The sequence below is a fragment of the Pseudomonas sivasensis genome (assembly GCF_052938085.1).
The window spans coordinates 4,829,439-4,841,094 of sequence record NZ_CP176442.1 but is presented as its reverse complement, the minus strand read 5'-3'; the positions used below and the strand labels follow the sequence as shown (position 1 = coordinate 4,841,094).

The 11,656-nt window shown below is 59.7% G+C and carries 11 protein-coding genes; 8 read left to right on the top strand and 3 right to left on the bottom strand.

Annotated elements, in window-relative coordinates:
- Window positions 1-79 precede the first annotated feature (79 nt).
- The 6 genes from lysS to ACKZ62_RS22305 all read left to right on the top strand — a co-directional run bounded on the left by lysS (window position 80) and on the right by ACKZ62_RS22305 (window position 5,594).
- Window positions 80-1,582, top strand: a complete 1,503-nt coding sequence (gene lysS, locus ACKZ62_RS22330) for a lysine--tRNA ligase (RefSeq protein ID WP_032891718.1) — start codon at window positions 80-82, stop codon at window positions 1,580-1,582.
- Between the two features lie 106 nt (window positions 1,583-1,688).
- A complete protein-coding gene (locus tag ACKZ62_RS22325) occupies window positions 1,689-2,405 on the top strand; it encodes a TetR/AcrR family transcriptional regulator (RefSeq protein ID WP_032891717.1) in 717 nt (238 codons plus the stop codon).
- Window positions 2,406-2,421: 16 nt separating this feature from the next.
- Window positions 2,422-2,970, top strand: coding sequence for a hypothetical protein (locus ACKZ62_RS22320; protein ID WP_447095842.1), 549 nt, complete (start codon window positions 2,422-2,424; stop codon window positions 2,968-2,970).
- A 22-nt stretch (window positions 2,971-2,992) separates the two neighbouring features.
- Window positions 2,993-4,270 (top strand): flavohemoglobin expression-modulating QEGLA motif protein, encoded by a 1,278-nt coding sequence (locus ACKZ62_RS22315; RefSeq protein ID WP_032891715.1) that lies wholly within the window; start codon window positions 2,993-2,995, stop codon window positions 4,268-4,270.
- 95 nt (window positions 4,271-4,365) lie between these two features.
- Window positions 4,366-5,253, top strand: a complete 888-nt coding sequence (locus tag ACKZ62_RS22310) for an alpha/beta hydrolase (protein WP_032891714.1) — start codon at window positions 4,366-4,368, stop codon at window positions 5,251-5,253.
- Between the two features lie 14 nt (window positions 5,254-5,267).
- On the top strand, window positions 5,268-5,594 hold the full coding sequence (locus tag ACKZ62_RS22305; protein WP_003172217.1) for a PA3694 family proteiin: 327 nt from the start codon (window positions 5,268-5,270) through the stop codon (window positions 5,592-5,594).
- Window positions 5,595-5,972: 378 nt separating this feature from the next.
- On the opposite strand, the gene ACKZ62_RS22300 is transcribed toward ACKZ62_RS22305, so the two are convergent.
- From ACKZ62_RS22300 to ACKZ62_RS22290, 3 genes are all read right to left on the bottom strand, one after another.
- Window positions 5,973-6,758 carry a lipotoxin F family OmpA-related lipoprotein LptF gene (locus ACKZ62_RS22300; protein WP_032891712.1) on the bottom strand — a complete coding sequence of 262 codons (786 nt, stop codon included), beginning with the start codon at window positions 6,756-6,758 and terminating at the stop codon, window positions 5,973-5,975.
- Between the two features lie 55 nt (window positions 6,759-6,813).
- Window positions 6,814-7,239 carry a DUF4398 domain-containing protein gene (locus ACKZ62_RS22295; protein WP_032891711.1) on the bottom strand — a complete coding sequence of 142 codons (426 nt, stop codon included), beginning with the start codon at window positions 7,237-7,239 and terminating at the stop codon, window positions 6,814-6,816.
- A 273-nt stretch (window positions 7,240-7,512) separates the two neighbouring features.
- Complete coding sequence (locus ACKZ62_RS22290) at window positions 7,513-7,857, bottom strand: hypothetical protein (protein WP_032891710.1); 345 nt, start codon at window positions 7,855-7,857, stop codon at window positions 7,513-7,515.
- Window positions 7,858-8,040: 183 nt separating this feature from the next.
- Here ACKZ62_RS22290 and ppc point away from each other — a divergent pair, with 183 nt between their 5' ends.
- Window positions 8,041-10,668: a phosphoenolpyruvate carboxylase gene (gene ppc / locus ACKZ62_RS22285; RefSeq protein WP_447095841.1), complete on the top strand. Its 2,628-nt coding sequence runs from the start codon at window positions 8,041-8,043 to the stop codon at window positions 10,666-10,668.
- A gap of 296 nt (window positions 10,669-10,964) precedes the next feature.
- Window positions 10,965-11,612, top strand: coding sequence for an adenylate kinase (adk, locus tag ACKZ62_RS22280; protein WP_003172225.1), 648 nt, complete (start codon window positions 10,965-10,967; stop codon window positions 11,610-11,612).
- The last annotated feature ends 44 nt before the right edge of the window (window positions 11,613-11,656 follow it).

Below are 11,656 nucleotides of genomic sequence, written 5' to 3'. Positions count from 1 at the left end.
TAAAGATTGTAGGAGCCGGCTTGCCGGCGATCCCCGGCCGCAGGCCGGGGACAACGAACCTGATGGAAATTTTAAAGACATGAGCGACCAACAACTCGACCCGCAAGCCCTGCAACAGGAAGAAAACTCCCTGATCGCCCTGCGCAAGGAAAAGCTTGCTGCCGAGCGCGCGAAGGGCAATGCCTTCCCCAATGACTTCCGCCGCGAAAACTACTGCGATGCCTTGCAGAAACAGTACGCGGACAAGACCAAGGAAGAGCTGGCAGAGGCTGCGATCCCGGTCAAAGTGGCAGGTCGCATCATGCTCAACCGTGGCTCGTTCATGGTGATCCAGGACATGACCGGTCGCATCCAGGTCTACGTCAACCGCAAGACCTTGCCTGAAGAAACCCTGGCCTCGGTGAAAACCTGGGACATGGGCGACATCATTGCCGCCGAAGGCACCCTGGCCCGTTCCGGCAAGGGCGACCTGTACGTCGAGATGACCAGCGTGCGCCTGCTGACCAAGTCCCTGCGCCCGCTACCGGACAAGCACCACGGCCTGACCGACACCGAGCAGCGCTACCGCCAGCGCTACGTTGACCTGATCGTCAACGAAGACGTGCGCCAGACCTTCCGCGTGCGTTCGCAAGTCATCGCCCACATCCGCAGCTTCCTGATGGCGCGCGACTTCCTCGAAGTCGAAACCCCGATGCTGCAAACCATCCCCGGTGGTGCCGCAGCCAAGCCATTCGAAACCCACCACAACGCCCTGGACCTGGAAATGTTCCTGCGTATCGCGCCGGAGCTGTACCTGAAGCGTCTGGTGGTGGGTGGTTTTGAAAAGGTCTTCGAGATCAACCGCAACTTCCGTAACGAAGGTGTCTCGACCCGTCACAACCCAGAATTCACCATGTTGGAGTTCTACCAGGCCTACGCCGACTACGAAGACAACATGGACCTGACCGAAGAACTGTTCCGCGAACTGGCACAGCTGGTCCTGGGCAGCACCGACGTGCCGTACGGCGACAAGGTGTTCCACTTCGGCGAGCCGTTCGTGCGCCTGTCGGTGTTCGACTCGATCCTCAAGTACAACCCCGAGCTGACCGCTGACGACCTCAACGACATCGACAAAGCCCGCGCCATCGCCAAGAAAGCCGGCGCCAAGGTGCTGGGCTTCGAAGGCCTGGGCAAATTGCAGGTGATGATTTTCGAAGAGCTGGTCGAGCACAAGCTGGAACAGCCGCACTTCATTACCCAGTACCCGTTCGAAGTGTCGCCGCTGGCCCGTCGCAACGACGACAACCCGAACGTCACTGACCGTTTCGAGCTGTTCATTGGTGGCCGCGAAATCGCCAACGCCTACTCCGAGTTGAATGACGCGGAAGACCAGGCCGAGCGCTTCATGGCTCAGGTGGCCGATAAGGACGCCGGTGACGACGAAGCCATGCACTACGACGCTGACTTCGTACGCGCCCTGGAATACGGCATGCCGCCAACCGCCGGTGAAGGTATCGGCATCGACCGACTGGTGATGTTGTTGACCAACTCGCCGTCGATCCGCGATGTGATCTTGTTCCCGCACATGCGGCCGCAAGCGTAACCCTAACGAAATCCGAAGCCGCCTTTTATAAGGCGGCTTTTTTATGGGGCGTTTTTAAGCGTCAAGCAAACAGCGCCAGGTTTTGATCTATTCAAGGATGTGTGTCGTGAACCGCGTAATCGCACAAGAAGGCGCCGCCGGCATTGCCGCTGCCGTGGCTGAAAGCGTCCAGTACCAGGGCCGTAAGGCCAGTCGTCGGGGCAGCGAGCAACGGCGGCAAGACATTCTCGATGCGGCCATGCGTATTGTGGTGCGTGAGGGCGTACGAGCCGTGCGCCATCGGGCGGTGGCGGCGGAAGCGGGCGTGCCGTTGTCGGCGACCACCTACTACTTCAAAGACATCGATGACCTGCTGACCGACACCTTCGCCCAGTACGTCGAACGCAGCGCTGCCTTCATGGGCAAGCTGTGGGTACGTAACGAAGGCCTGTTGCGCGAGATGGTTGCCTACGGCGATGGCAGTCCGGAGTCACGTTCGCAATTGGCCGATGACATCGCGCGCCTGACCGCCGACTATGTGCTGCGCCAACTGACCAACCGTCGCGAACACCTCATGGCCGAACAGGCGTTTCGTCAGGAAGCGCTATTGAACCCGCGTCTGGCCGAACTGGTGCGTTCCCATCAGCAGATTTTATTGCAGGGCACCGGGCAGTTTTTCCAAGTGTTGGGCTCCCGCGAGCCGCAGCAGGACGCCAAGGTGTTGACGGCGATTATCAGTCGGATGGAATATCAGGGCCTGTTGGGCGGCGCAGAGCCTCTGACCGGTGAAGAGATGCTTGAGATCCTCAAGCGTTACATGCATTTGGTGTTGGCCTCGGTCTGACACCGGAGGGTGTCTGATGAAAACCTGGCGTATCGCGCTAATCGCCTTGTCGTTCCTGCTGCTCAGCGGTTGTTTGGTGACCTTCAAGGAGCCGCTGGCAAGCCGTGAAGCGGCGCCGAATGAGTTGCTGGGCCACTGGTCCAGCAAGAATGCCTGGGGTGAGCCGCTCAGCTTACACATCACTCGCGCCGGTGAGCACCGCTACAAAGCCGTGAGCTACCCTAAAGCGGCGCCGGGCCAGCGCGATGAGTACCTGTTTACTGTGTCGCGCCATGGCAATCGGTGGTACCTGTCGGCGCCGTTGCCTACAAAGTTCGGTGGGAATTTTATCCTGGCCGGCTTCGAATTCGACGAAAAGCACGAATTGGTGGTCTACAACCTGGATCTGGAGCAGATCCGCCAAGCCATCGGCCAACAGGCATTGGATGGAGGCACCGTAGAAACCGTCGAAGGCGACGGGGTGTTGGTGGACAGCCCCATGGACCGGGTATTCACCTACCTGGATGACCCGGCCAATGCCGATGTGTTCGTTGAAGCCGCGCGCTATCAGCGTGCGGGCAAATAACGTTTAAAGAAGGAAGCACCCGGTGGACGATTACCAGCAGACGATACGCACCTTGTCCGATCGCATTGTGCTGGCACAGACACCGATTCGCGTCCTCGACGCCGTCAAATGGGACGACACTATTCGCCAGGGATTCCTCAAGGCCAAGGGCAAGGCAATGCCTGCCGTAGACCGCGACTATTACCTGAACCGGCCGCTGTCGTTTGATTCCAGTGCGGTGAAGCTGGAATTCCAGAATATCGAGCGTGACATCACCCGTCGCCTCGGCCAGTTCAGCCCGGTGGGGCAGATCATGCGTCGCATGTGCCGCGAGTACCGCATGGTGGTGCGGATGCTCGAAGCGCGCGGCACCGAGGACTTCGGCCTGATCTCCCAAGAGCTGTACGGCGCCGCCTCCGATGCGTTCCACGCCGGCGACCCAACCCTGGCCGACCTGGGCCTGATGCTCTCCGACTACCTGAATAACATCGACGGCCGTGGCGACCTCAAGGACGAAGCCAAGACCCTCACCGCCAAGGACGCCGTCGCCCTGCTGCAAACCCGCCTGAACAAGGTGTTCGGCGAGGCTGAAGAAACCATTCGCGTGTTCGAGTCCGACGGCATCGTTGCGGATGCAGCGGCGGGGGCCGACTACATCAAGATCCGCGCCGATGCGATGTTCAACAATCGCGACGTGCGCGCCCTGGAAGTCCATGAAGGCCTGGTGCACGTCGGCACTACCCTCAACGGCCAGAACCAGCCGATCTGCACTTTCCTGTCCAAAGGCCCGCCGTCTTCCACGGTGACCCAGGAAGGCTTGGCGATTCTGATGGAGATCATCACCTTCGCCTCCTACCCGAGTCGCCTGCGCAAACTCACCAACCGCACGCGCGCTATCCACATGGTGGAGGAGGGCGCCGATTTCCTGCAGGTGTTCGAATTCTTCCGCGAGCAAGGCTTTGAAATCGCTGAAAGCTATGGCAACGCCAGTCGCGTATTCCGTGGCTCGGTGCCCAATGGACTGCCGTTTACCAAGGATTTGTCCTACCTCAAGGGCTTCATCATGGTCTACAACTACATCCAGTTGGCCGTGCGCAAAGGCAAGCTGGAACAGGTGCCGTTGCTGTTCTGCGGCAAGACCACTCTGGAAGACATGCGTACCCTGCGCCAACTGGTGGACGAAGGCCTGGTGGTGCCGCCCAAGTACCTGCCTGAACAGTTCCGCGACATGAACGCATTGGCGGCGTGGATGTGCTTCTCCAACTTCCTCAACCACTTGAGCCTGGATCGGATCGAGGCGGATTACTCCAATATCCTCTGAAGAAACCGGGTCTAAATGTGGGAGGGCGCAAACCACCTCCCACATTGAATCTTCAACAGACGGTCAATTTCATCTTAATCACGAGGCTTCAACGGATGAGAATCCTCGGCATTCTATGCCTGCTACTCACATTGAACGGTTGCAGCTCCCTGCTGTTCTACCCCGAACCCGGCCTGCCGTTCACGCCCGAAAAAGCGCACTTGCAATACCGCGACGTCACCCTCACCACCGCCGACGGCGTGAAGCTGCACGCGTGGTGGCTGCCGGCCAAGGCTGGCGTGCCCGTCAAAGGCACGGTGCTGCACTTGCACGGCAACGGCGGCAATCTGGCCTGGCACCTGGGGGGCAGTTGGTGGTTGCCGGAGCAGGGCTATCAGGTGCTGCTGGTGGACTATCGCGGATACGGGTTGTCAGAAGGCAAACCGTCCTTGCCTGCGATCTATCAGGATGTGGATGCAGCGTTCAGTTGGATCGACAAAGCCCCCGAAACCCAGGGCCCGCCGCTGATTGTTCTCGGCCAGAGCCTGGGCGGTGCGCTGGCCGTGCATTACCTGGCAGAGCATCCGGAGCGTCAGGCCAGGCTTAAGGCGCTGGTACTGGATGGTGTGCCAGCCAGTTATCGTGACGTAGGACAATTCGCCCTCAGTACCTCCTGGCTAACATGGCCGTTTCAAGTGCCCTTGTCCTGGCTGGTCCCCGACGCCGACAGTGCGATCAACGCCATGCCTCGGCTGACCGGCGTGCCGAAACTGCTGTTCCACAGCCTGGATGACCCGATCGTGCCGCTTTCCAATGGCATCCGTCTGTACCAGGCGGCGCCACCGCCCAGGGTGTTGCAATTGACCCGAGGCGGTCATGTGCAGACCTTTGCCGACAAGACCTGGCAAACCGTGATGCTGCGCTACCTGGATGACCCGCAGCACTTCAACGGCCTACGCCGCCTGGGCGAAATTCCGAACTACCCCATTCCTAAAGTTGACTGATCAGAGAGCCCGCAATGAGCGAAGAACGCAACATGATCCCGCTGATTCTCACCGGCATCGGCACCATCATCGGCACCGTCGGCTGCCTGTGGTACTACGGCTACCTGCACTTCGCCAAGCCGGAAGATGCGTTGTTGCTCAGTGACTTCACCATGCTCAAAACCGTGCCTGGCGAGGACTACAAAATTTCACTAACCCCGGCGGCCCAGGTGGCGCAGTGCGTCGATGGCGTGCTGGTGATGTTCGACACCGAGCAGAAAGGCCTCAGTGGCGTGCTGGTAAACAACAAGAAACAGGCAGTACGTTGTATGGGGCAGGAAACGCCACAACTGCAGCAGTAAGCCCTCTTAAAACCTCACGATTTACGACTCGCCCCCGTAGGTCGTGCAGCTGCAGCCCCCGTACGGAACTGAAATATCTGGAACCGTATCGCGCCAGCAACCACTGAATGCGGTATGACTTACACAGATCGGGGCCGAAAACGTGGCGATCACTATTGCTGCAATACGCAACATGCTGGACATGGCGAGGGGGCATGAGTCGTTGCAACGGCTAGATGCTCAGGACCATGAACTCCAGCAAATGATGGACAAGCTGTCACACAATACTTATGGCGCGAAGATAGAGCTGCCCGCTGAGGATACGCATCGAACGGTCCAGTTCGATGAGCCCAAAAAAAACCCACCGTAAGGTGGGTTTTCTTATCCAGCGTTAATCAATCAGTTAGCGACGGAAGAGCGTGGCTTCACTGGTTGGTTATCGTTAGAGATGGTCACTTCAACACGACGGTTCATGGCACGGCCCGACACGCTGCCATTATCGGCAACCGGGTATTCCTTGCCGTAGCCGGTGGTCACGATGCGGCGTGGGTCAACGCCCATCTTGATCAGCGCAACCTGAACCGAAGCGGCACGGCGCTCCGAGAGGCTCTGGTTGTAGGCGTCAGCGCCGGTGCTGTCGGTGTAACCCTCAATGATCACTTGGCGATCCGGGTTTTCCTGGAGGAACTGCGCCAGCTTGTTGATGTTTACCAGGCCGCTGGATTTCAGATCGGCCTTGTTGGTAGCAAACAGCACGTCACCAAAGGTCACCAGGGTGCCGCGATCGGTTTGCTTAGCGTTCAGGCTGTCTTGCAGTTGCTTGATCTGAGCGTCACGAGCGTCGAGCAGGGCGCGGGCGCGTTCGTCACCAGCATTTTTCAGCTTGGCCTCGGACTCGCGCAGCGCGATGGTGTCTTTAGCCACTTCAACGCGCTGATTGGTCAGGTAGGCCAGTTGGTCGACTTTCTTCTGGTCTTCCTTGTCGCGATAGGCTTTGTCAGCCTTGTCCAGCCAGTCCTGAGCGTCCTTGGTTTCCAGAGCCGCTACTTTGGTGGCGTTCGGGTTGGCCTGCAGGGCCGAGAAGTTGGTCCGTGCATTTTCCAGGTTCGCGTTTGGCGGGGTGGAGCAAGCCGCCAGTGCAACGCTCATCGCCAGCAGGGCAGGGATCATCAATTGTTTACGCATAGTCATGTCGTCCTTTCAATTCGATATCGGGTGCAATGCAATCAGGGGCAGCGGCTTATTTCTGCTGGATAGCAGCCGGGCGCATGCCTTCCTGACGCAGCTCCTGAACAGCTTTCTGGGAGTCCTTCACTGCCTGGTCGGCTTTGGCGGCCTGGGCTTTACGCTCTGCAACGCGAGCGTCCCACTCGGCTTGCTCGGACAGGCGACGGGCTTCGTCGTAGTTCTTGTCATGCATGGCGATTTCGGCTTGCTTGAGCTTGTCCTGGGCCGACTTCATTTCTACGGCCGCGTACTCGGTGCCGCCGGCGCTGACAGCGCTGTTCACCGCGGACTGGGTTACTGCGTATTGCTCAGTCGGAGGGTTGCCGGCGCAGCCCGCCAGAACGAAGCTGGTGCCGATTGCCAGCGCGGCCAATTTAAGCCCGCGCAGGTGGTTAAACGAGGATTTGGCAGTGCTGGTCTTCATCGTCTTCAACTCCATTGGATAACTCCTGAAAAACTTCAAAATCCATCGCAGGTGGTCAGCGGTTGTGGGCCTGGCGGTTAAGCGCGGGGCACCTATTCAAACGGCTGTTCCAAGTGATGGCTTACTGGCTGTGACCGGAGGCTTTTTTGAATAGTTCAGAGAAGATGGCGATTTGCCTAAAAAAATAACTGACTGAACGGTCAGCGTAAAAAAATGGAACTTTTGCTGCGCGCAGAAGTACGCCGGGCCTCTTGGAGGCCCGGAATACAAGGGGTAGATAGACGGGGGTTAGTGCTTGGATTCGTCGACGCTGGTCGACAAGTCATGCAGATAGCGCCGCGACAACGTGAGAAAACGTGGCGTAGGGCCGACGTCTTCATAAAGCGGATCGCCCTCTTCATCGGTGGCGATGACGTGTTGCCCTTTGATGTAGGGGAAGCTGGCTTCCAGCTCTTCAAGGGCCGCGCCGATCAGCTCACCGAGCAGCTCTTCGGTACTGCGCTTGGGGTACATCTCGGCGATGGCCGCCAACCGTGCGGCGGCCTCTACATCAAGATGGATGGCGTACTCGGTCTTGGTCAAACGACCCTTAGCGTTCTCTTCCCAATGCTGGGCCAGTTCTCGAATTTTCATGGCAACCTCAATAAAGCCCGCGATGGCAGGCGGTGATGAGTGACCAGTCGCTCGCGTGGATAATGCGGCGGCTCACAGTTGAGACTAGCTGCAAGCCGCAAGGTTTAAAGTCTTGTCATAAAACGATGCTGACGGCACTCTGGCAGGCCTGCGCGTCCCGGATTTCTGGCTGGAGATTGGCTGATGAGTGATATCGATGCACGCTTGCGTGAGGATGTTCACCTGCTGGGTGAACTGCTGGGCAACACCATTCGAGAGCAGTATGGCGATGATTTTCTCGACAAGATCGAGCAGATCCGCAAAGGCGCCAAGGCTGACCGCCGGGGTGCCGGTGATGAGCTGAGCACCAGCCTCAACCAGTTGCAGGAGGACGAACTGCTGCCCGTGGCCCGGGCGTTCAACCAGTTCCTGAACCTCGCCAATATCGCCGAGCAGTACCAGTTGATTCACCGGCGTGACGAGTCGCAGCCGGCACCGTTCGAATCCCGTGTGTTGCCTGAATTGCTGGCGCGTTTGCAAAGCGAAGGCCATAGCAATGAATCCCTGGCCCGCCAGTTGGGGCGCCTGGAGATCGAGTTGGTCCTCACCGCCCACCCCACCGAAGTGGCGCGCCGCACCCTGATCCAGAAATACGATGCCATCGCCGCGCAACTGGCGCTGCAAGATCACCGCGACCTCACCACGGCTGAGCGTGAACAGATCCGCCAACGCCTGCAACGGTTGATCGCCGAAGCCTGGCACACCGAAGAAATCCGCCGCACCCGACCCACTCCGGTGGACGAAGCCAAATGGGGCTTTGCGGTGATTGAGCATTCGCTGTGGCACGCCATCCCCAATTATTTGCGCAAGGCTGACCAGGCCCTGCATGCCGCCACTGGCCTGCGTCTGCCTTTGGAAGCCGCGCCGATTCGTTTTGCGTCGTGGATGGGCGGCGATCGCGACGGCAACCCGAATGTGACCGCGCCGGTCACCCGTGAAGTGTTGCTGCTCGCACGGTGGATGGCCGCTGACTTATACCTGCGCGATATCGACCACTTGGCGTCCGAACTGTCGATGCAAAAGGCCAGCCCGGCGTTGCAGGCCAAGGTTGGCGACAGCGTCGAGCCCTACCGCGCCGTGCTCAAGCAACTGCGCGAACGTCTGCGAGCCACACGCCAATGGGCGCACACCGCATTGAGCAGCAGCACGCCGGCACCGGCCGAGGTGTTGCAGAACAACCGCGACCTGCTGGAACCGCTGGAGCTGTGCTACCAGTCGCTGCATGAGTGCGGTATGGGTGTGATCGCCGACGGTCCGTTGCTTGATTGCTTGCGCCGTGCTGTGACCTTTGGCCTGTTTCTGGTGCGGCTGGATGTGCGCCAGGATTCCAGTCGCCATTCGGCGGCCATGACCGAAATCACCGATTACCTGGGCCTCGGTCGTTACGACGAGTGGGACGAAGACGCACGCATCAGCTTCCTGATGAAGGAATTGGCCAACCGGCGACCGCTGCTGCCGGGCTATTTCAAACCGTCGGCGGACACAGCCGAAGTACTCAACACCTGTAAGGAAGTGGCTGCCGCGCCGGCTGCCTCGTTGGGTTCTTATGTCATCTCCATGGCCGGCGCCGCGTCGGATGTGCTCGCCGTGCAATTGCTGCTTAAAGAGTCGGGCGTACAACGGCCGATGCGCGTGGTGCCGCTGTTCGAAACCCTGGCCGACCTGGATAACGCCGGTCCCGTGATCGAACAGCTGTTGCTGCTGCCGGGCTACCGTGCGCGTTTGCAGGGCCCGCAGGAAGTGATGATCGGCTACTCCGACTCAGCCAAGGACGCCGGCACCACCGCTGCTGCGTGGGCGCAATACCGCGCGCAGGAACGGTTGGTGGATATCTGCCGCGAGCAACAGGTGGAACTGCTGTTGTTCCATGGTCGCGGTGGCACCGTCGGCCGAGGCGGCGGCCCGGCACACGCCGCGATCCTGTCGCAGCCGCCGGACTCGGTGGCAGGGCGTTTCCGTACCACTGAGCAGGGCGAGATGATCCGCTTCAAGTTCGGCCTGCCGGATATCGCCGAGCAGAACCTCAATCTTTACCTGGCCGCCGTTTTGGAAGCGACGCTGCTGCCACCGCCCCCACCCGAGCCAGCCTGGCGCCACTTGATGGACGAATTGGCCGCCGATGGTGTCAGCGCCTACCGTGCGGTGGTGCGGGAAAATCCGCAGTTCGTTGAATATTTTCGCCAGTCCACCCCCGAGCAGGAGCTCGGCCGTTTGCCGTTGGGCAGTCGTCCAGCCAAGCGCCGTGCTGGTGGTATAGAAAGTCTGCGCGCCATCCCGTGGATCTTCGGCTGGACACAGACTCGGCTGATGCTGCCTGCCTGGCTGGGCTGGGAAGCGGCGTTGAGCAAGGCGTTAGAGCGCGGCGAAGGTGAACTGCTGGGGCAGATGCGTGAGCAGTGGCCGTTCTTCCGTACCCGTATCGATATGCTGGAAATGGTCCTGGCCAAGGCGGATGCCGATATCGCGCGTCTCTATGACGAGCGCCTGGTGCAGCCGGATCTGTTGCCATTGGGTGTGCACTTACGCGACCTATTGTCGCAGGCGTGTGACGTGGTGCTTGGCCTGACTGGCCAGTCGCAACTGCTGGCCCACAGCCCTGACACCCTGGAGTTCATTCGCCTGCGCAACACCTACCTTGATCCCTTGCACCTGTTGCAGGCTGAGTTGCTGGCACGTTCGCGCCAGCAGGAAGCGGCGCAGGACAGCCCTCTGGAACAGGCGCTGCTGGTGTCCGTGGCCGGTATTGCCGCCGGGTTGCGCAACACCGGCTGAGGTTTTTTGCGTGTTCTCAAGGGCTTGCAGATAAACCACGACGACCGTCCGGAAAAGGGCGGTCGGCGTTTAGAGCGTCGGGTTGCACTCAGGCACACCCTACCTATGGCGCATGCCGGGCGCGGTTCCTGCGACTTTTGGCGGCTTGTGTGGTTAAGGCCTGCTGTGTATCTTGATCAGCCTTTGGCCGTTTGGGCGGCCGGAATCCTATTTTTACGAGCCATACTTCTACGAGATTTGCCCCCACGCGGTGAATCCGAGCGTCATCTCTATATAAAAAATTGAGGAGCACATCGATGCGCGTCATTCTGCTGGGAGCTCCCGGGGCCGGTAAAGGTACTCAGGCAAAGTTCATCACTGAAAAATTCGGCATTCCACAAATCTCCACCGGCGACATGCTGCGTGCGGCCGTCAAGGCTGGCACCGAGCTGGGCCTGATCGCCAAGAGCGTGATGGACAGCGGCGGCCTGGTCTCCGATGACCTGATCATCAACCTGGTCAAGGAACGCATCAGCCAGGAAGACTGCAAGAACGGTTTCCTGTTCGACGGCTTCCCACGCACCATTCCCCAGGCTGAAGCCCTGGTGAAGGCCGGCGTTGAGCTGGATGCTGTGGTCGAAATCGCCGTTGAAGACGAAGAAATCGTCCAGCGTATTGCCGGTCGTCGCGTTCACGAGGGCTCGGGCCGCGTGTACCACGTCGTCTACAACCCGCCGAAGGTTGAAGGCAAGGACGATGTCACCGGTGAAGACCTGGTGCAGCGTAAAGACGACACTGAAGAAACCGTGCGTCATCGCCTGTCGGTCTACCACTCGCAGACCAAGCCATTGGTAGATTTCTACCAGAAGCTGTCCGCTGCCCAGGGCAAGCCGAAGTACAGCCACATCCCTGGCGTTGGCTCGGTAGAAGCCATCACTGCCAAGGTGCTGCAAGCACTGAGCTGATCCTACGATCGGCTCGCTCAACAACGGCCCGCTTGCGGGCCGTT

Bases quoted from the DNA above. Each gene is read 5' to 3' on its own strand.
- lysS (WP_032891718.1), top strand. From the start codon at position 80: ATGAGCGACCAACAACTCGACCCGCAAGCCCTGCAACAGGAAGAAAAC.
- ACKZ62_RS22320 (WP_447095842.1), top strand. From the start codon at position 2,422: ATGAAAACCTGGCGTATCGCGCTAATCGCCTTGTCGTTCCTGCTGCTC.
- ACKZ62_RS22310 (WP_032891714.1), top strand. From the start codon at position 4,366: ATGAGAATCCTCGGCATTCTATGCCTGCTACTCACATTGAACGGTTGC.
- ACKZ62_RS22305 (WP_003172217.1), top strand. From the start codon at position 5,268: ATGAGCGAAGAACGCAACATGATCCCGCTGATTCTCACCGGCATCGGC.
- ACKZ62_RS22300 (WP_032891712.1), bottom strand. From the start codon at position 6,758: ATGCGTAAACAATTGATGATCCCTGCCCTGCTGGCGATGAGCGTTGCA.
- ACKZ62_RS22295 (WP_032891711.1), bottom strand. From the start codon at position 7,239: ATGGAGTTGAAGACGATGAAGACCAGCACTGCCAAATCCTCGTTTAAC.
- ACKZ62_RS22290 (WP_032891710.1), bottom strand. From the start codon at position 7,857: ATGAAAATTCGAGAACTGGCCCAGCATTGGGAAGAGAACGCTAAGGGT.
- ppc (WP_447095841.1), top strand. From the start codon at position 8,041: ATGAGTGATATCGATGCACGCTTGCGTGAGGATGTTCACCTGCTGGGT.
- adk (WP_003172225.1), top strand. From the start codon at position 10,965: ATGCGCGTCATTCTGCTGGGAGCTCCCGGGGCCGGTAAAGGTACTCAG.